This is a genomic window from Brevibacterium sp. 1718, from assembly GCF_051131255.1.
GTDB lineage: Bacteria > Actinomycetota > Actinomycetes > Actinomycetales > Brevibacteriaceae > Brevibacterium > Brevibacterium sediminis.
On record NZ_CP186550.1, the window covers coordinates 812,600 to 829,634 of the forward strand.

Below are 17,035 nucleotides of genomic sequence, written 5' to 3' on the forward strand. Positions count from 1 at the left end.
TCGGTTCGGGAGCGCTCGGACGTCGTGGTCGGGCGAGGTCGGAGCCGCCTCGGCGAAGGTGTCGTCCTGGTGATCAGCGCTCTGCGCGGTAGCGGTCGACGGCACGGCGGAGGCGCTGCAGGCCATCGTCGATGCGGTCTGGAGCCGCCGAGGCGAAGCACAGGCGCAACGCGTTCGAGAAGTTCCCGGCCGGCGAGAACGCAGGACCGGGAATGTAGGCCACACCTTCCTCGAGCGCGGTGGTCATGAGGTCTTCGGTGTTGATGGATTCGTCCTCGAAGGTCACCCACAGGAAGAATCCGCCGTCGGGATCGGTGGCTCGGATCTCTCCGGGGAAGAGCCTCTCCAGTCCTTCTGACATCGCAATCTTCCGCTCGCGGTAGGCCGTGCGCAGGACCTCGACGTGCGAGTCGGCGCCGCCTTCGGCCAGCCACCGGGCGATGAGGTGCTGGTTGGGGACGGGGGCGCAGGAGTCCATCGTCTGCTTGGCGTTGACAGCGAGCTCGCGGACCTCGGGATCGACGTCGATCCAGCCGACCCGCAGACCCGGGGCGACGAATTTCGAGAACGTACGCACCCCGAAGATGAGGGGATCGTTCGGGCTGAGGTCGCTCAGCGCGGGCAGGGACTGACCTTCGAAGCGCAGCATCCCGTACGGATTGTCCTCGATGATCACCGACCGGTGGCGGTGGGCGAATTCGAGGAGGCGCTCGCGACGCGGCAGCGACATGGTCACGCCAGCGGGGTTCTGGAAGGTCGGGACGGTGTAGATGACCTTCGGGGCGCGCCCGGTGCGCTGTGTGCGCTCCTCGAGGACGTCGATCTGCATGCCTTCTTCGTCGACGGGGATCTCGAGGATCTCCGCCTCATAGCTCATGGCCGTCGCCGAACCGTTCGTATAGGTCGGCGACTCACAGGCGACGAGGTCACCGGGGGTGACGAAGAGTTTGAACCCGAGATCGAGTCCCTGCATGCCGCCGGAGGTGATGAGGAGACGGTCGCGGTTCCCCTGCTGTTCGGGCGGGATCTGTTCGGTGGCGGCGAGGTAGTCGTGGAGGGCTTCGATGAGGATGGGCTCGCCCTTCGTCTCCCCGTAGGTGAAGTTCTCCGGAGAGAAGACGTCCGAGGCGATGCGGGCGAAGTCCGCGGCCGGGAGCATGTCCGGTGCCGGCGCACCCATGCCGAACTTGACGATGTCATGGTGATATTGGGCGAGCACCGTGGTGGAGGCATCGATGACGGAGCCGACGAGCTGATCGCGGCGGCGGGCGTAGGGCAGCGCGGGGGACTGCGACTGGTTCTCGGGCTGGTTCTGCGAAGCACTCGTGGCCGGATGCATTGACGTGGTGGACATGAGCGACCTCCTCTGAGCGGTGATGCCCTGAAGTCGACGGCTCCGGCGACAATGCCAAGGCTCCTGCCCGAACGACGGTGTACGTGGGTCACTTCAGCATAGGGGTGGGGGACGTGGCGGACAAGGATGCTGATCCCCTGCGATTTCGGGCGAGTCGTCGATCAGGTCGGTCCTCCCTCGCCGAGGCGGCTCTACAGTGGGGACATGACAGGCAACGGAGTCGACGCCAACAGCACTTTCGCCATGCGAGAGGCCGACCTGGCCGCACAGTTCACAGCGTTCATCGACGAACACCGACAGCATCTGCTCGGGACCCTCGACGACCTGAGCGAAGACGAAGCGAGGCGATCCCTGGTACCGAGCAGAACCCGCCTGCTGTCTCTGCTCAAACATGCGGTGTTCGTCGAAACAGTCTGGTTCGGTGAAGCAGTCACCGGTCGGAGCCGGGTCGACTACGGGCTGCCTCACGACTCAAAAGACTCCTTCCTCCTCGACTCCTCGGACACGATCGCCAGCGTCTCGGCTGACTACCAGGCCGCCGTGGAGCGCTCGCATTCGGCGATCGAGGGGATGGACCTCGATTCCGTGCTCACCGGTCATCGGGCCGGGCCGATGCCGCTGCGATGGGTGCTTCTCCATGTCCTGCGGGAGCTCGCCCAGCACTGCGGTCACGCGGATATCCTCCGCGAGCAGATTCTCGCTGAACGGGGGAGACGCGGCGGCTGGTCCGGGATCGCGCGCTAGGGAAGGACCTCCTCGGCGAGTCGGGGTGGTGCGTGACGGCGGAGCCGCCTCGGCGATCTGACGCTCCCGAGTGAGTACGGTCCCGTGGGCGAGCGCCGCGGCGGGCATCGTCTGCGCGGATCAGCCCTGAGTATGATGTGAGTCCGGCGGCGCAGAACTACCATGGCCGACATGAGCAATCGATCGATCCGGACCGAGGGCCACCGCCCGGAGCCGCAGCAGCGCACCCCCGACCGCGTCGACCGCATCCGTCGCACCCTCACCGCTCATCCTTGGATCGTCGACTCACTGCTCTGGGCTCTGCCGATCACTTATCTGACTGTCGTCTTCACCTCCTCCCAGGCCGAGCGGAGCGAGATCGCCTTGGTGCCCGTGGCAGTGCAGGTCGGCATCGTTCTGCTCCAGACGCTGCCGCTGGGACTGCGACGCACTGCCCCGCTGCTGAGCTCTTCGCTCATCGCCGTCGGCTGCCTGCTGACCGTGCTCACGATGATGGGACCGACCTTCGGCATCGTCGCCGTGCCGATCACCGTGTATTCGACTACAGCGTGGGGGACGCGCAACCACGGTCGCATCGTGCTCGTCCTGGGCCTCCTCGGCGCACTCTTCCTGGGCGGGTGGCTCTACCTCGTGTCCCTGCAGGCGACGATCGGGGCGAACCCGCGACCCCTGGCATTCGGTGAGTACGTGCTGCTGGTCGTCCTCGTGGCACTGTGCGCGTCGATCGTGCTCATCGCCTGGCTGTTGGGCGGAGTCGGATTCCGTCGCCGCCGCGAGATCGAGGGCATCCGCGAGCGCAACCGCCTGCTGGAGCGCGAACGCGAATCCGAGACCCGGCTGGCCGCCGATGCCGAACGCATGCGCATCGCCCGCGAAATGCATGATGTCATCGCCCATTCCCTGTCCGTCGTCATCGCCCAAGCCGACGGAGGACGCTATGCGGCGAAGACCGATCCGGCCGTCGCGGTCGGAGCCCTCGAGACCATCGCACAGACCGGACGGGAAGCCTTGGCACAGACGCGGTCGCTGCTCGGCTTCCTCCGCGCCGAGGAGGACGACGAGCGCTCTTCGTCGCCGCTGCCCGGCGTCGCGGACATCGGCTCCCTCATCGCCGATGTGCGATCGGCGGGGCTTCCGGTCTCGGTGACCGAACTGGATGACGTCGACCGCGGCCGCTTGGCCGAAGGAGCGTCGCTCGCCGTCTACCGCATCGTTCAGGAGGCGCTGACGAATGTGCTCAAACATGCCGGGGACGGTGCCCGGGCACATGTCGAGCTGCTGACCGAGGACGCAGAGCTCGTCGCCCGGATCAGCGACAACGGAACCGGAAACGGGACAGGCCGCAGGAGCGGAGAAGCCGACAGCCACGGAGCCGACGATCCGGCACGGAATGCGATCCACGGCCGTGGATACGGAATCGTCGGCATGCAGGAACGCGCTGCGCTCTACGGCGGCACGCTCATGGCCCGGCCGATCCGTTCGACCGGAGTGAAGGACCGGTCCGAAGGACACACCGACGCGAAGCCCGGGTTCTCCTCCGGCACTGTCACAGGAAGCGCCTTCGGAACGACGACGGGATTCCTCGTCGAGGCCAGGTTGCCGCTGTCCGCTCCCGTGCCCAGTCCCGAACCCGAAGCCGATCCCAGCGTCACTCCGGGCGCCAGCCCCCATGATTCGTCCGACCATGGGGAGAATGGGTCTGCCGGAACCGGGCAGACAGCCGTAGCAGGGCAGACCGCCGAGGCGGGAGAGAATCAGATCGCCGAAATCGAGGAGAGCAGCCGATGAGCGCCGATGGCGAGGCGACCGTGCACGGTCGGACCGGTGCTCGGGCGAGCGGGCCGCTGCGCGTCGTCCTCGTCGATGATCAGGCTCTCGTGAGGGCGGGTTTCGCCATGGTCATCGATTCCCAACCCGACCTCACCGTCGTCGGACAGGCCGGCGACGGTGCGGCAGGTCTCGACATCGTCGTGCAAGATCAACCCGATGTCGTGCTCATGGACGTTCGGATGCCCCGTATCGACGGCATCGAAGCGACCCAGCGGATCCTCGCTCTCGCCGACGATGGGGCGATCCGTCCCCCGAAGATCATCGTGCTGACCACCTTCGACGATGACGATTACGCCCTGCGTGCGCTGCGGGCCGGTGCGTCAGGCTTTCTGCTCAAAGACACCCTGCCCGAGGTGCTCCTCGAGTCGATCCGCACCGTCGTCGACGGCGGTGCCGTCATCGCTCCCACCACCACCAGGCGACTGCTCGAGACACGACTCCTGCCCCACCTCGGCGCGGGGGATCCGCCCCATTCGGCTCCGCAGTCGGAGGCCTCGGAAACCGATGCGACATCGGCCGGGGGCGTTGCGCCCACCCTGCCCGGGGACGGTGAGTCTGCATCATCCGAGGGCAGCGCCTCTGCACTGAGCGAACGGGGGATGCAGAGCAACGGTAGCGCGGATGCGTCCCGACGGGCCGGTGCGAGCCGTCTCGACGCGGCCGATATGCGTCGGTTGGAGTCACTGACTCAGCGCGAGACCGAGGTTCTCGTGCTCATTGCCACCGGGCTGAGCAACACCGAGATCGGCGAGCGGCTCTTTCTCGCCCAGCCGACCGTGAAGACCCACGTCGGTCGGATCCTCATGAAGCTCGAGGCCCGCGACCGTGTGCAGGCCGTCGTGTTCGCCTACGAAGCCGGTCTCGTCGGGGCAGGGGACTGAGCCGGAAGCATCTCGCACGCGCCCGGGCTGACCGCTCGAGACCGGTTCATCGTCGGCGAGCAAGGTCGCTCTAGGGAATCCGAGATCATCCTCAGGTATGACGGTCGGGCCACGGCCGCCTCGGCGACCTGCAGCGAAGACCATCCTCAGGTCCGATGTGGGCGGGTGGGGTCGGCGACGAAGCTGGAGGCATGAACACATCAGCGACATACACCGATGCCCATCCGTCCCAGACTCCGCCTCCGAACCCAGCACAGGGCCCGACCCCGGGTCAGGGTGCGAATTCCGCACCGAGGCTGGCCATCCAAGCCATCGGACTGCGCAAGACCTACGGAAAAGGGGACGCGCAGGTCAGGCCGCTCGACGACCTCAGCCTCGACATCGAAGCCGAACGCTTCACCGCCATCATGGGACCGTCCGGCTCAGGCAAATCGACGCTGCTCAACATGCTCGCCGGCCTCGACATCCCGGACTCGGGAGAGGTCTTCATCGGACGCACGGCGATCTCACGGCTGAACGACCGCAAGCTCACGGCGCTGCGCCGCGACCGCATCGGCTTCGTCTTCCAGTCCTTCAACCTCGTGCCCGCGATGAGTGCCGAGGAGAACATCTTGCTGCCCTCCCAGCTGTCGGGGCAGAAGACCGACCGCCGCATCTTCGACCGCATGGTCGACCTGCTCGGTCTGCGCGAGCGCCTGGGACACCGGCCGCACGAGCTCTCCGGCGGACAGCAGCAGAGAGTCGCCGTCGCTCGGGCACTCGTCGCCCAGCCCGATGTGCTCGTCGCCGACGAGCCCACCGGCAACCTCGACTCGAACTCCGGTGAAGAGGTGCTGAACATCCTGCGCGCCTCGGTCGATGAACTCGGTCAGACCGTCGTCATGGTCACCCACGATCCCCGGGCTGCAGCCCGTGCCGACCGTGTCGTGCTGCTCGCCGACGGACGGCTGGCCGGTGAGCTCGCCCAACCGGATCCGGAGTCCGTGGCCGCAGCGCTCATGAATGTCACGGCAGGCTCGGCAGCTTCGGGAGCAGCACCTGCCGGCCAGTCGGCCGGCGGTTCGGCCGGGCCCGGGTCTGCAGCCGCAACAGTGCCGACGGACGGAGGTGCGCGATGATCCGCATCGCCTGGTCCAACCTCCGCAGCGCCTCCGGTCGTCTGAGTGCGGCGATGATCGCGATCGCCGTGTCCGTGGCCTTCATCGTCGCGGCGCTCCTGTTCTCCCAGGCGTTCGGCGACACCCTGCGCAATCAGGTCCGCGCCGAATGGGCCGGTGCCGACGTCGCCATCACCGCGGCCGCATCCGAGGACCCGGCCGCTGCAGCCGATGAGGCTTCACCGCTCACCGAGACCATGCGTCAGACGGTGGCCGACGTCGAAGGGGTCGAGTCCGCCCAGCTCACCCAGTCCGCTTTCGTCGCTGTCGAGGCCGGGTCCACCTCGGTGACGGGGTCGGCCACGAACCTCCCACAGGGACAGGTCGACACCGTGGACGGCTCCGTCCCGGACTCGGATGACGAACTCATGCTCCGCGAAGCCGATGCGAAGACCCTTGGGGTCGGCGTCGGTGACACCATCACCCTCGGCGAATTCGACGGGCCGGGACATTCCGCCGCCGACGGCCCGAGCTACACCGTCTCGGGCGTCATGCCCGGCTCCTCCTCGGCGGGGATGAACCTCTACCTCACCGACGACGGGCTGGCCACGGCTCCGGGCGAGCTCGTGCCCGACTCCATCCGCGTCGTCGCCGACGATGGGAGCGATCGCGCAGGGCTCGCCGAGGCGGTCGAATCCGCTCTCGCCGATGCCGGCGCCGACGTGTCGGTCCGGGCCGTTGACCAGGTCGTCGAGGAGCAGATCGAGTCGCTGTCGAAGACCTCCGACATGCTCTCGACCATCGGCATCGCCTTCGGCCTGCTGGCCGCGGGAGTCGCGGCACTCGTCATCTCGAATACGTTCAACGTCCTCGTCGCCTCCCGCACAAGAGTCCTCGCGCTCTTCCGCGCAATCGGTGCCTCACGCAGGCAGGTGCGCGGTGCCGCGGTGGTGGAGAGCCTCAGCCTCGGGATCGTCGGCTCCGTGCTGGGCGTCGGACTCGGCCTCCTCATCGGATGGGGGCTCTCAACCGTGGTCCGAGCGTTCTGGATGCCGGAATTCGCCCAGATGTCGCCGTCCGTCCCGGCGTTCGTCGTCGGGCCCGTCGTCGGCATCCTCGTCACCCTCGCGGCAGGGTTGATCCCCGCGATCCGCGCCTCCCGGGTGTCCCCGATCGAGGCACTCCGACCGGTCGATGTGCCTGCGGCTGCCCCGCGCATCCGGTGGGTGCGACTGAGCCTGTCGCTTGTGCTCGGCATCGGCGGAATCGGTCTGTGCCTGCTCGGGACTACGAGCCAGTCCGTGCTGTTCGGCATCGTCGGCTGCTTCGCGCTCTTCGTCGCTCTCCTCGTCGGTGCGAAGGTCTTCGTGCCGCCATTGGTGGCGCTGTTCGCCGCCGCAGTCGGCCTCCTCACCCGGCGCTCGCCGGCGGTGAAGGTGGCCGGACGGTCGGCGAGCACAGCGGGAGGACGCACCGCCTCGACGACGGGTGCCCTTCTCATCGGAATCACCCTCGTAACAGCCGTGGTCGTCGGTTCCTCGAGCCTGCAGCGAACCCTCGAACTCGCCACTGCCGAGGACACCCCGGTCGACCTCGTGGTCTCCACGGCAGGGCAGGACGGTGCCGACGACGCGAAGATCGCCTCCGTGCTCGATGATTCGCCGATCGTCGAGGAACGCGAGAACGTTTCGGCGCCCACCGCCTCGGTGAGCGTCGACGGGACCGACGGCTCCGGTGATGTGGCGATCACCAGCGCCGAGGCGGCCGCCGACTCCCCGGTCCTGCGCAGTGAGGGGTACGACGTCGATGAGGGCACGATCCTCCTCGACCCGACGACGGTGGGACTCGACGAGGAGGATTCTGATGTCGACGGCCAGAGCGCGACCGTCCGCCTCGGCGATGAGAATCTCGATCTGACGATCGAGACCTCCTACGACGTCCCCGCGGGGACGGCTCTGGTCAGCGGTGCCGATGCGAAGACCCTCGAGGGGCCTGGCGGCAGTGCGGACGAACAGACGTGGGCGAAGATCGCCGATGACGCATCGAGCTCGCAGATCGAGGCCCTGACCTCCGAACTCGACGCCGTCGGTGCCTCAGCCGATGCGACTGCGGCACAGTATCGGGCGGATTTCGCCTCGATATTCCAGGTCGCTCTGAGCGTGGTGCTCGGACTGCTGGCGGCCGCGGTGGTCATCGCCGTGATCGGAGTGAGCAACACACTCACGCTCTCGGTCATCGAACGACGCCGAGAGGGTGCCCTGCTGCGGGCGCTGGGATTCACCCGAGCTGCGATGTCGCGGATGATCACGATCGAATCGCTGCTCATGACGGTCATCGCACTCATCGTCGGAGCCGGGGTCGGGACGTTCTTCGGCTGGGTCGGAACGGCATCGATCATGCCTGCCTCGGCGAATCCAGTGCTGTCCGTGCCGTGGGTGCAGATCGGGCTGATCGGCGTCGCCGCAGTGCTCGCCGCCGTTCTCGCCTCGGCGATACCTGCGAGGTCGATGTCGCGGATCGCCCCGGCCAAGGGGATGAGCATGGAGTAAGACCGGGGTCGGGTCTCGGTGCGGCCGCGGGTGGGAGCTTTGGGTCTCCTGTCCGCGGCCGCCTCGGTGAGGGAATGCTCCCGATGGCGGCTGTGTCGGTGTGACCCAGTAGACTTGGGGAGTAATGACATCCCCTTTTCACTTCGAGGTGAAGCACTCTCATGCCAGCAATCGTTGTCGTCGGCGCTCAGTGGGGCGACGAAGGTAAAGGTAAGACCACCGACATCCTCGGCACCAGCGTCGACTACGTGGTCAAGCCCAATGGTGGGAACAACGCCGGCCACACGGTTGTCGTCGGAGGGGAGAAGTACGAACTCAAGCTTCTGCCGGCGGGCATCCTCTCGCCGAATGTCACCCCGGTCATCGGCAACGGCGTCGTCGTCAACCTCGAGGCGCTCTTCGAGGAGATCGATGCCCTCGAGTCCCGTGGTGCGGACACGTCGAAACTGCGGATCTCGGCGAATGCCCACCTCGTGGCTCCGTACCACCAGACGCTGGACAAGGTGACCGAACGATTCCTCGGCAAGCGGGCCATCGGCACCACCGGCCGCGGCATCGGACCGGCCTATATGGACAAGATCGGGCGCCTGGGCATCCGCGTCCAGGACGTCTTCGACGAGTCCATCCTGCGTCAGAAGATCGAAGGATCGCTGCGGCAGAAGAACGAACTGCTCGTCAAGGTCTACAACCGTCGGGCCGTGTCGGTCGAGGAGATCGTCGAATACTTCGAGCCCTTCATCGAGCGACTGCGCCCCTATGTCGCCGAGACCGAGCTCATGCTCAACGAGGCGCTCGACCGTGGCGAGGTCGTCGTCATGGAGGGTGGTCAGGCGACCATGCTCGACGTCGACCACGGCACCTACCCGTTCGTCACCTCGTCGAACCCGACCGCCGGCGGATCCTGTGTGGGCACCGGCATCGGCCCGACCCGAATCAACCGCGTCGTCGGCATCGTCAAGGCGTACACCACTCGTGTGGGCGCCGGACCGTTCCCGACCGAGCTCTTCGATGAGATGGGCGAATACCTGCAGAAGGCCGGTGGAGAATTCGGTGTCAATACCGGTCGTCCGCGCCGCTGCGGCTGGTACGACGCGGTCATCGCCCGCTACGCCGCGCGCACCAACGGCTTCACCGACTATGTGCTGACCAAGCTCGACGTGCTCACCGGCATCGACCGGATCCCCGTGTGCGTGGCCTACGAAGTCGATGGCGAGCGTCATGACGAGATGCCGGTGTCGCAGACCGAGTTCCACCATGCGAAGCCGATCTTCGAGTACTTCGACGGCTGGACCGAGGACATCACGAAGGCTCGGACCTTCGACGATCTGCCGGAGAACGCGCAGAAGTACGTGCTCGCACTCGAGGAGCGCTCGGGCTGCCGGATGTCCGTCATCGGCGTCGGCCCCGATCGCGAACAGTCGATCGTGCGTCACGACCTGCTGGACTGAGCGGGTTCCCGGGAGCGTCCCGGATCGAATCAACGGCCGAAGGGCGGAACCGACAGTGCGACGGTTCCGCCCTTCGGCGTCTGCCCGCTCAGTGGGAACGCTTGCCAAAGTGCTCAGGCAGCTTGTCTCATTCTCGCAGGATTCGTTGAGGGCTGAAGTCGTTCAGAGGTAACGTGCCGGTCATGCTCCACTTCGGATTCCCAACGGCGAGAAGATCCACAAAGAGACGAACTCTTCTGCGCGTGACAGTTGCGTCTGCGGGTCTGGCGCTCATCGCGTCCACGACGGCATGTATGCCCGACATTCACAGGAACGATGGCTTCCCTCCGCCGCGGGTCACGGCTATCGCCGCAGGATCACCGGGCGGTGGCCTCGACCTGACGACCCGCATCACAAACGACGGTTTCGAAGCCGCGGGAATCGACACCTTCATGTCGATCGAGAACATGGGAGGCGGCGGAGGCAATCCGGCTCGTGCCGCCGTTCTCCAGCGGGAGAACGACGGAACATCCGTCGTGTTCGAATCGAACCGGATCTTCCTCTCAAATATCACGGGAACTACCGACATGTCCCTGGACGACTTCACGCCGTTGGCTCAGCTGACAACGGACTATGAAGTGTGGATCGTGAAATCCGGGTCGAAGTACGACTCCGCGGAGAAAGTGCTCGATGGCATCAAGAAGGATGCAGGTTCAGTCAATTTCGGAATCGGCACCGTTCCCAGTGACGACCAGCTCAACGTCCTTCGTCCCGCGAGTGAATACGGAGTCGAAGACCTGTCCAAGATCAATCTCGTGGCGTTCTCCGATGGCGGTGACCTCAACAACGAACTGTTGGGCGGACGTATCGATGTGGCATCGACGGGGATGTCGGAGGCGATGGAACTCGTCGACAGCGGTGACGTCGAAATCATCGCAGTCTCAGCCCCGGAACCGGTCGATTCAGCGCCAGGGGTTCCGACGTGGCACGACCTCGGAATGGACATCACGATCAACCATTGGAGGGGAGTCTTCGGTCCGAAGAATATGCCGCAGGACGCAGTCAGCTGGTGGCGGGAGTCGTTGAAGAAGGCAGTGGAGACGAACGAATTCGGCAAGCAGGCAGAGGCGTTGGGGATCAACCCCGAATATGTCGCCGGTGACGAATGGCTCGACACGGTGATTCGCCCCGAGCAGGAGGAATCGGCGGAAGTGCTGGAGAAAGTGGGGTTGGTGAAATGAGCGCGGATACAGATCCGACCGCAACTCGACCGGTCGACGAACCACACCATGAACCCGGAAGTCGGACCACCTCGGCAATGCTGTCGAGCATTGTGCTCGGTTTCCTCGCAGTCTTCTACCTCGTCAACGCCATACTCCTGCCGGACGCTGCAGGAGAGGATGGAATCGGTCCGAAGACGTTCCCGCTGGTTGTCGGCATCGTCCTGTTCTGCACAACTGCTCTCGGAATCATCTCGATTCTGCGCGGCCATGTCGACGTCAGGCCGGTCGAAGGACGGGAGATTCTGCGTGTTGTGTGGTGCATCGTCCTCTTCGGTCTGTATGCGGCCTCGATCTTCCTCATCGGATTTGTCGAAGCCTCAGCCATCTTCTCGATGTTGGTCTCGATGACTGTGTTCGGAATTCGACTCAGTGCGGCACGAGCGGTCGGGCTCTTCGTCATCAACATTGCGATCGCGATGATTCTCTTCCTCGTGTTCGACGTCTGGCTCAACGTGCTTCTGCCTGTCGGCTGGTTGGAGTACCTGGTATTCGGAGGTCTACAGCTGTGAGCACCATCAACGATCTCCTCTCGGCTCTCGGCGGTATCGCGGCATCGCCGACTCTGCTGCTGGTCGTCTTGGGCGGAGTCGTCCTCGGAACCATCGCCGGTCTGCTGCCCGGCATCGGTCCGTCGACTGCCATCGCTCTCCTCCTTCCGGTCGCGATCACGGTTCCGGCCGAGATATCGCTTCCACTCATGGTCTCCTTGTATCTCGGTGCAGAATACGGCGGGAGGATCTCAGCGATCCTGTTGAACATCCCAGGTGACCCCGGCGCCATCATGACCACCCTCGACGGCCATCCGATGGCGTTGAAAGGCAAGGCGGCCACCGCGCTTTCCATCTCTGCCCTCGCATCATTCGTCGGCAGTGTTCTTGCGTTCCTGGGGCTGGCCTTCATCGCTGGGCCGATGTCGGAGCTCGGGCTTGCGTTCGGACCCGGAGCCTATTTCGCAGTCGTCGTCATGGCGCTGGTCCTCAGCGCCACCCTCGTCGGATCGGCACCGATGTTGGGGCTCACAGCAGTCGCCATCGGAGTGGCTGTTTCGACTGTCGGCATCGAACTTCAGTCCGGGCTTCCTCGCTTCACCTTCGGCAGCTTCACCCTGTTGGAGGGGGGTCGACTCGATCGTCGCGATCATCGGCGTCTTCGGCGTCGGTGAGATCTTGGCCAGCACCACGATGGGCAAGGACTCCCAGGTGATGTCGAAGCTGTCGGGACGTTTTCTTCCGACGAAATCCGACCTCAAGCAGGGGGCCCTCCCCAGCCTGCGAGGATCGGTCATCGGATTCGTCGCCGGAGTGCTCCCGGGAGCAGGAACGACGATCGCCGCATTCTTCTCCTATGGGCTGGAAAAGCGACTCGCACCGGCGTCGGCAGGCATGGGCAAGGGCGCTGTCCGTGGACTGGTCGCGCCGGAGTCCGCGAACAACGCTGCGGTGTCGGGGTCGATGGTGCCTCTGCTGACTTTGGGTATCCCGGGATCAGGCACGACAGCAGTGCTGCTCGCCTATCTGATGATGTATGGGCTCAACCCCGGGCCCGGTTTCTTCGATGCGAACCCAGAACTCGGGTGGACGATCATCGGGGCACTGCTATTCAGCGCGATCCTCGGCGTCGTCATCAACATCGGCGCGTCCCCGTTGCTCGCGAAGATCCTGGCCATTCCGATGCCGTTCATGGCCCCGGTCATTCTCATCCTCGCACTCATCTCCTGTTACAGCATCCATAATTCGGTGACCGATGTGTACATTGCACTGGCGTTCGGCGTACTCGGGTATGTGATGCGGCTGGTCGGAATGGCGCCGGCACTCCTGGTCATCGGTCTCGTGCTGGGCGAGATGCTCGAGCGCAACCTGCAACAGGCTCTGGGACTGACCGGTGGAGACTTCTGGGCGATCATCACTGACCCGCTGGCCATGGTGTTCCTCATCATCGCGGTGTTGGCTCTTGTTTCGGTGCTGCCGTGGAAGCGGATGACCGGGAAGAAGAGTACTGATAAGAAAGTCGATGTCTGAAGCGTTTAACCCCAGTGGTTCTACTTCCGCAATCTGCTGATGGACTCGATGGCGCCGTCGTAGGCGGCGGCGATGTCGACGAGGTCGATCCGGTCCGGCAAGTCCCCGGAGGGCTGATGGCTGAGGAGGAATTCCACGGTCGCGCGGACAGAGGCTTCGTCATTGCCCAAGACTCCGTCCGAGACCTCTTCGGCATCGTCGAACATCAGAACGATCTCGTCGGTTCCCGTCGCCGTGTGGATTCGGGCCAGGAACTCGCCCGTGTCCTGCATCTCGACGTCGATCTTCTCTTCAGCCATTCCTGCCTCCCACTGCTCAGTGCGCGCGTTCCGGTGCATCCGACGGCGCGGCCCGTTCGGCCGCACCGATTCTGTGATTTCAGCATAGACCTGACTTACGACCCCTTGGGCAGACGGGCGGAAGCTGGCATCGTTGCAGGCAACACAGCTACGGAGGAGGATACGTCCAATGGCTCAGAGCCGTCTGCAAGAGGCTGCTTACCAGGGCCCCGCGCTCGAGATCGACAGAGGCTGCTATTCACTGATCGGTGAAGACACCAAATCTCGGGACATCGTCGACGAGTTCACCATTCCCATCCGTTCCGGGCAGGCGTGGGACGTCCCCGCCGGCCATGTCTGCCGCATCTCCACAGTCGACGGTCCGCAGGTCGGCGACCTCAACCTGTGGAATCGCCACGACCCCAGGGAGCGATTCTGGGCGGCGCGGACCCGTCAGCTGCAGGCCGCCCACGTTTCCACCTTCGACCGCCTGTGGTCGTCTCTGCCGTTTCTGCGGCCGATGGCCACAATCGTCGGAGACACACTGTCCGATTACGGCACCGATCCGGAAGGCGGTCGGGTGCACGACACCTTGGGCACCCGATGCGACCCATACGTCTCGCAGATGTTGAGCGGCGTGGACTTCGACTACCACTGCCATTCGAACCTCGTCCGTGCGATCCTGCCGTACGGCCTCACCGAATTCGACGTCCACGATGTGCTCAACGTCTTCCAATGCACAGGACTGAACGACTACGACGAATACTTCATGAAGACCTGCCCTGCACGACAAGGCGACCACTTCGAGTTCTTCGCCGAGCAGGACCTGCTTGCGGCCCTGTCCACCTGCCCCGGCGGAGATCTCTCCGCACCGATGTTCGGGGACGGTGCCGCAGACCCGGTGGAGAACTGCCATCCTTTGAAGGTCACGGTCTATCGAATCGCCGAGGACCTCCTCGGCGATTGGACCGAACCGACTTCGCCGAACTATCGAGGAGCCCACGGGCTCCGACCTCAACCGTCGGCGTGAGCACGCGCCCAGAACGGAGGGCCCGCAATGGCACCGTCATCTCTCATAGCCCGGTATGCTGATCGGCTCGGACTCGATAGCTCGGAGGACGGATTGCGACGCCGGGCGCACGGGACGACCGACGAAATAATCGACCTCATCGATGAGCTGCTGGCCGCCCACGTCCGGTCGATATGCTTCGAAAACCTCGACGTCATCGCAGCACGCGCGGCAGGTGAGTCGCGGAGCATTCCCACTGACCTCGACTCACTGTGGGCGAAGCTCTTGGACGCAGGCCGCGGCGGCTACTGCCACGAGCACGCAACACTCATCCGTGCCGTGCTCCGAGAGCTCGGGCTGAGTGCGCATCCGGTCCTCGCTCGCGTCCACCTCGGCGATGGGAGGACCGCGCCGGGAGGCGGGAGGGCTGACACACCAAGCGACGATCCTCGATCTCAGTGGTCGACGATTCCTCGTCGATCCTGGGTTCGGCGGTGGAACGCCGCAGGCTGCGCTCGCCCTCGATGCTGAGTCGAAACCGCGCATGACCGAGCACGGAGAGCACAGGCTGGTTCCGGCTGACACCGTTCTGGAGCCAACGATGAGAGCGGAAGCCGAATGGGCGCTGCAGTCCCGGACCAGTGCTGACCAGTCCTTCCGCACTGTCTATGCTTTCGCGGACGTCCCGCGAGAACAGGCCGACCTCGAGGTGTCGAACTGGTTCACCGCGACGAAGCCCGGCACGCGCTTCACCGGCGCACCTGTGGTGGCCAGGACGCTCGGCAACGGCGGCAAGGTGTCTCTCGAGGGCCGCCAGCTGCGCAGCGTGCGACCCGGTGGCGAGCCCGAACGCCTCGAGCGGACTCTGACCGATGCCGCTGATTTCGCCGTCGTTCTCCGCGAGGAGTTCGGTCTTAATCTCGACCGGACTTTCAGCGACCCGATCTGGGGTCGGGCTGAGGCTTCTTGACCGTGTTCTGGTGGGCCTGAGAGTTCATCATCAGCGCCACGTTCTCCCCGCCGACGCTCTTGTGCCTCTAGATATATCGGTGATATATTTCAGGGCACTGCACCCACCGCAGATGTGCAACGGAGGACATGATGACTGCAATACCCGCGCCCCACCCGAAATTCGTCGAGAAACGGTCGATCGACTACATCCCGCCGTCTGAACGCCATGGGCGCCCGATCTCTCTGCTCTTCGTGTGGTTCGCCGCGAACAGCTCCATCACCGCTCTTGTCACGGGTGCGCTCATGACGATCCTCGGGAACTCGGCACTGTGGTCGATCCCGGCGATCCTGCTCGGCAACATCCTCGGCGGGTACATCACCGCTCTGCATTCGGCGCAGGGACCGCAGCTCGGGGTGCCGCAGATGATCCAGAGCCGGGCGCAGTTCGGCTTCTACGGTGCGATCCTGCCGCTGGTTCTCACGATCTTCATCTACATCGGCTTCTACGCCACGGGACTCGTCCTCGGCGGTCAGGCGCTCGGGCTGCTGTTCCACGTCTCGCCGCAGATCGGGGCGATACTCTTCGCGGTCTTCTGTGCGCTCTCGGCCATCGTCGGCTATCGCTGGATCCACCAGTTCTCGCACCTGCCTGCATTCCTCAGTGCCATCGTCTTCGTCTGGCTCATCGTCGTCATGGTCACTGGAGACATGGGCGAGACCATCGCGGCGAGCAACGGATTCGCCATGGCACCGTTCGTCCTCGGCGTCTCGCTCTCGGCCTCGTGGCAGCTGACCTTCGGCCCGTACATCGCCGATTACAGCCGCTACCTGCCCGAGACCACCTCGCAGAACGCCACCGTCGGGTGGACGTTCCTCGGCAGCGTCCTCGGTGCGAGCCTCGCGATGACCGTGGGCGCCTTCGCCGCGTTCCTCGGCGGTGACGCATTCAGCGGCAGCGAGGTCGGCTACATCACCGACCTGGCAGGGAAGATCGGCGTCATTGTCCTCCTCGCGGTCATCCTCGGCAAGCTCGCCGGGAACACGCTCAGCGCCTACGGCGGGTTCATGTCGATCACAACAATCGTCTCGGCCTTCACCAGGCAGAACCATCTGAAGTCGTACACGCGCACGCTGTTCATCCTCGGAGTCACCGTGATCGCCCTGGCTATCGCCCTGGCCGCCAGCGAAGACTTCCTCACCGTCTTCCAGAACTTCCTGCTCTTCCTCCTCTACTTCATGACGCCGTGGTCGGCGGTCAACCTCGTCGACTTCTACCTGGTGCGCAACAAGAAGTACGACATCAAGGGCCTGTTCGATCCGAACGGGATCTACGGGAAGTTCAACTGGATCGCCTACGTCGCCTACCTCGCGGGCGTTTTCGTCCAGATCCCGTTCATGAACAGCGCAATCTACGTCGGACCGATCGCCTACCTGCTCAACGGCGCGGAGATCGCCTGGATCCTCGGTGTCGTCGTCTCTGCTGTCCTCTACTACCTCATGACCGGAGAACTGCGCCGCCGGATCAAGGGGGCCGCAGTCTGATCTCGGCCTGATCCCTGCCCCGGCCTCCGGCGCCGGCACCACTTCTTCCACTTCGAACCCCAACAAAGGAAA

The 17,035-nt window shown here is 64.8% G+C and carries 15 protein-coding genes and 1 pseudogene; 14 read left to right on the forward strand and 2 right to left on the reverse strand.

Annotated features, from left to right (window positions below; genetic code table 11):
- Positions 1 to 73: 73 nt before the first annotated feature.
- Positions 74 to 1,354: a PLP-dependent aminotransferase family protein gene (locus ACOZ9V_RS03465; RefSeq protein WP_229664163.1), complete on the reverse strand. Its 1,281-nt coding sequence runs from the start codon at positions 1,352 to 1,354 to the stop codon at positions 74 to 76.
- A 204-nt stretch (positions 1,355 to 1,558) separates the two neighbouring features.
- Between ACOZ9V_RS03465 and ACOZ9V_RS03470 the strand changes: the two genes are divergently transcribed.
- The 10 genes from ACOZ9V_RS03470 (at position 1,559) to ACOZ9V_RS03515 (ending at position 13,183) form a co-directional block, all read left to right on the forward strand.
- Positions 1,559 to 2,098 carry a DinB family protein gene (locus tag ACOZ9V_RS03470; protein ID WP_229664162.1) on the forward strand — a complete coding sequence of 180 codons (540 nt, stop codon included), beginning with the start codon at positions 1,559 to 1,561 and terminating at the stop codon, positions 2,096 to 2,098.
- Positions 2,099 to 2,269: 171 nt separating this feature from the next.
- The gene (locus ACOZ9V_RS03475; RefSeq protein WP_434593670.1) at positions 2,270 to 3,886 is read left to right on the forward strand and encodes a sensor histidine kinase; all 1,617 of its coding nucleotides are present in this window, start codon (positions 2,270 to 2,272) and stop codon (positions 3,884 to 3,886) included.
- The gene (locus ACOZ9V_RS03480; protein ID WP_434593673.1) at positions 3,883 to 4,809 is read left to right on the forward strand and encodes a response regulator; all 927 of its coding nucleotides are present in this window, start codon (positions 3,883 to 3,885) and stop codon (positions 4,807 to 4,809) included. The genes ACOZ9V_RS03475 and ACOZ9V_RS03480 overlap by 4 nt, the downstream gene beginning before the upstream one ends.
- 191 nt (positions 4,810 to 5,000) lie before the next feature.
- Complete coding sequence (locus tag ACOZ9V_RS03485; RefSeq protein WP_181271981.1) at positions 5,001 to 5,927, forward strand: ABC transporter ATP-binding protein; 927 nt, start codon at positions 5,001 to 5,003, stop codon at positions 5,925 to 5,927.
- The gene (locus tag ACOZ9V_RS03490; protein ID WP_434593677.1) at positions 5,924 to 8,455 is read left to right on the forward strand and encodes an ABC transporter permease; all 2,532 of its coding nucleotides are present in this window, start codon (positions 5,924 to 5,926) and stop codon (positions 8,453 to 8,455) included. The genes ACOZ9V_RS03485 and ACOZ9V_RS03490 overlap by 4 nt, the downstream gene beginning before the upstream one ends.
- Before the next feature lie 161 nt (positions 8,456 to 8,616).
- A complete protein-coding gene (locus ACOZ9V_RS03495; protein WP_259358772.1) occupies positions 8,617 to 9,903 on the forward strand; it encodes an adenylosuccinate synthase in 1,287 nt (428 codons plus the stop codon).
- A gap of 242 nt (positions 9,904 to 10,145) precedes the next feature.
- Entirely contained in the window at positions 10,146 to 11,123 is a 978-nt protein-coding gene (locus ACOZ9V_RS03500; RefSeq protein ID WP_434593681.1) for a Bug family tripartite tricarboxylate transporter substrate binding protein, read from the forward strand.
- Positions 11,120 to 11,674: a tripartite tricarboxylate transporter TctB family protein gene (locus ACOZ9V_RS03505; RefSeq protein ID WP_434593684.1), complete on the forward strand. Its 555-nt coding sequence runs from the start codon at positions 11,120 to 11,122 to the stop codon at positions 11,672 to 11,674. Before ACOZ9V_RS03500 ends, ACOZ9V_RS03505 begins: the two co-directional genes overlap by 4 nt.
- Entirely contained in the window at positions 11,671 to 12,327 is a 657-nt protein-coding gene (locus ACOZ9V_RS03510) for a tripartite tricarboxylate transporter permease (RefSeq protein ID WP_434593687.1), read from the forward strand. The genes ACOZ9V_RS03505 and ACOZ9V_RS03510 overlap by 4 nt, the downstream gene beginning before the upstream one ends.
- A gap of 4 nt (positions 12,328 to 12,331) precedes the next feature.
- Complete coding sequence (locus ACOZ9V_RS03515) at positions 12,332 to 13,183, forward strand: tripartite tricarboxylate transporter permease (protein WP_434593690.1); 852 nt, start codon at positions 12,332 to 12,334, stop codon at positions 13,181 to 13,183.
- A gap of 20 nt (positions 13,184 to 13,203) precedes the next feature.
- Here the strand turns inward: ACOZ9V_RS03515 and ACOZ9V_RS03520 are convergent, their stop codons facing one another.
- Positions 13,204 to 13,482, reverse strand: coding sequence for a hypothetical protein (locus ACOZ9V_RS03520; protein ID WP_434593693.1), 279 nt, complete (start codon positions 13,480 to 13,482; stop codon positions 13,204 to 13,206).
- A 169-nt stretch (positions 13,483 to 13,651) separates the two neighbouring features.
- Between ACOZ9V_RS03520 and ACOZ9V_RS03525 the strand changes: the two genes are divergently transcribed.
- The 4 genes and pseudogenes from ACOZ9V_RS03525 to ACOZ9V_RS03540 all read left to right on the forward strand — a co-directional run bounded on the left by ACOZ9V_RS03525 (position 13,652) and on the right by ACOZ9V_RS03540 (position 16,963).
- Entirely contained in the window at positions 13,652 to 14,491 is an 840-nt protein-coding gene (locus tag ACOZ9V_RS03525) for an urea carboxylase-associated family protein (RefSeq protein WP_434593696.1), read from the forward strand.
- A gap of 27 nt (positions 14,492 to 14,518) precedes the next feature.
- Positions 14,519 to 14,830: pseudogene (locus ACOZ9V_RS03530) on the forward strand (arylamine N-acetyltransferase); the annotation flags it as partial.
- Between the two features lies 1 nt (position 14,831).
- Complete coding sequence (locus ACOZ9V_RS03535) at positions 14,832 to 15,440, forward strand: arylamine N-acetyltransferase family protein (protein ID WP_434593699.1); 609 nt, start codon at positions 14,832 to 14,834, stop codon at positions 15,438 to 15,440.
- A gap of 131 nt (positions 15,441 to 15,571) precedes the next feature.
- Entirely contained in the window at positions 15,572 to 16,963 is a 1,392-nt protein-coding gene (locus ACOZ9V_RS03540; RefSeq protein ID WP_434593702.1) for a purine-cytosine permease family protein, read from the forward strand.
- Positions 16,964 to 17,035 lie beyond the last annotated feature (72 nt).

Bases quoted from the DNA above. Each gene is read 5' to 3' on its own strand.
- ACOZ9V_RS03465 (WP_229664163.1), bottom strand. From the start codon at position 1,354: ATGTCCACCACGTCAATGCATCCGGCCACGAGTGCTTCGCAGAACCAG.
- ACOZ9V_RS03470 (WP_229664162.1), top strand. From the start codon at position 1,559: ATGACAGGCAACGGAGTCGACGCCAACAGCACTTTCGCCATGCGAGAG.
- ACOZ9V_RS03475 (WP_434593670.1), top strand. From the start codon at position 2,270: ATGAGCAATCGATCGATCCGGACCGAGGGCCACCGCCCGGAGCCGCAG.
- ACOZ9V_RS03480 (WP_434593673.1), top strand. From the start codon at position 3,883: ATGAGCGCCGATGGCGAGGCGACCGTGCACGGTCGGACCGGTGCTCGG.
- ACOZ9V_RS03485 (WP_181271981.1), top strand. From the start codon at position 5,001: ATGAACACATCAGCGACATACACCGATGCCCATCCGTCCCAGACTCCG.
- ACOZ9V_RS03490 (WP_434593677.1), top strand. From the start codon at position 5,924: ATGATCCGCATCGCCTGGTCCAACCTCCGCAGCGCCTCCGGTCGTCTG.
- ACOZ9V_RS03495 (WP_259358772.1), top strand. From the start codon at position 8,617: ATGCCAGCAATCGTTGTCGTCGGCGCTCAGTGGGGCGACGAAGGTAAA.
- ACOZ9V_RS03505 (WP_434593684.1), top strand. From the start codon at position 11,120: ATGAGCGCGGATACAGATCCGACCGCAACTCGACCGGTCGACGAACCA.
- ACOZ9V_RS03520 (WP_434593693.1), bottom strand. From the start codon at position 13,482: ATGGCTGAAGAGAAGATCGACGTCGAGATGCAGGACACGGGCGAGTTC.
- ACOZ9V_RS03525 (WP_434593696.1), top strand. From the start codon at position 13,652: ATGGCTCAGAGCCGTCTGCAAGAGGCTGCTTACCAGGGCCCCGCGCTC.
- ACOZ9V_RS03540 (WP_434593702.1), top strand. From the start codon at position 15,572: ATGACTGCAATACCCGCGCCCCACCCGAAATTCGTCGAGAAACGGTCG.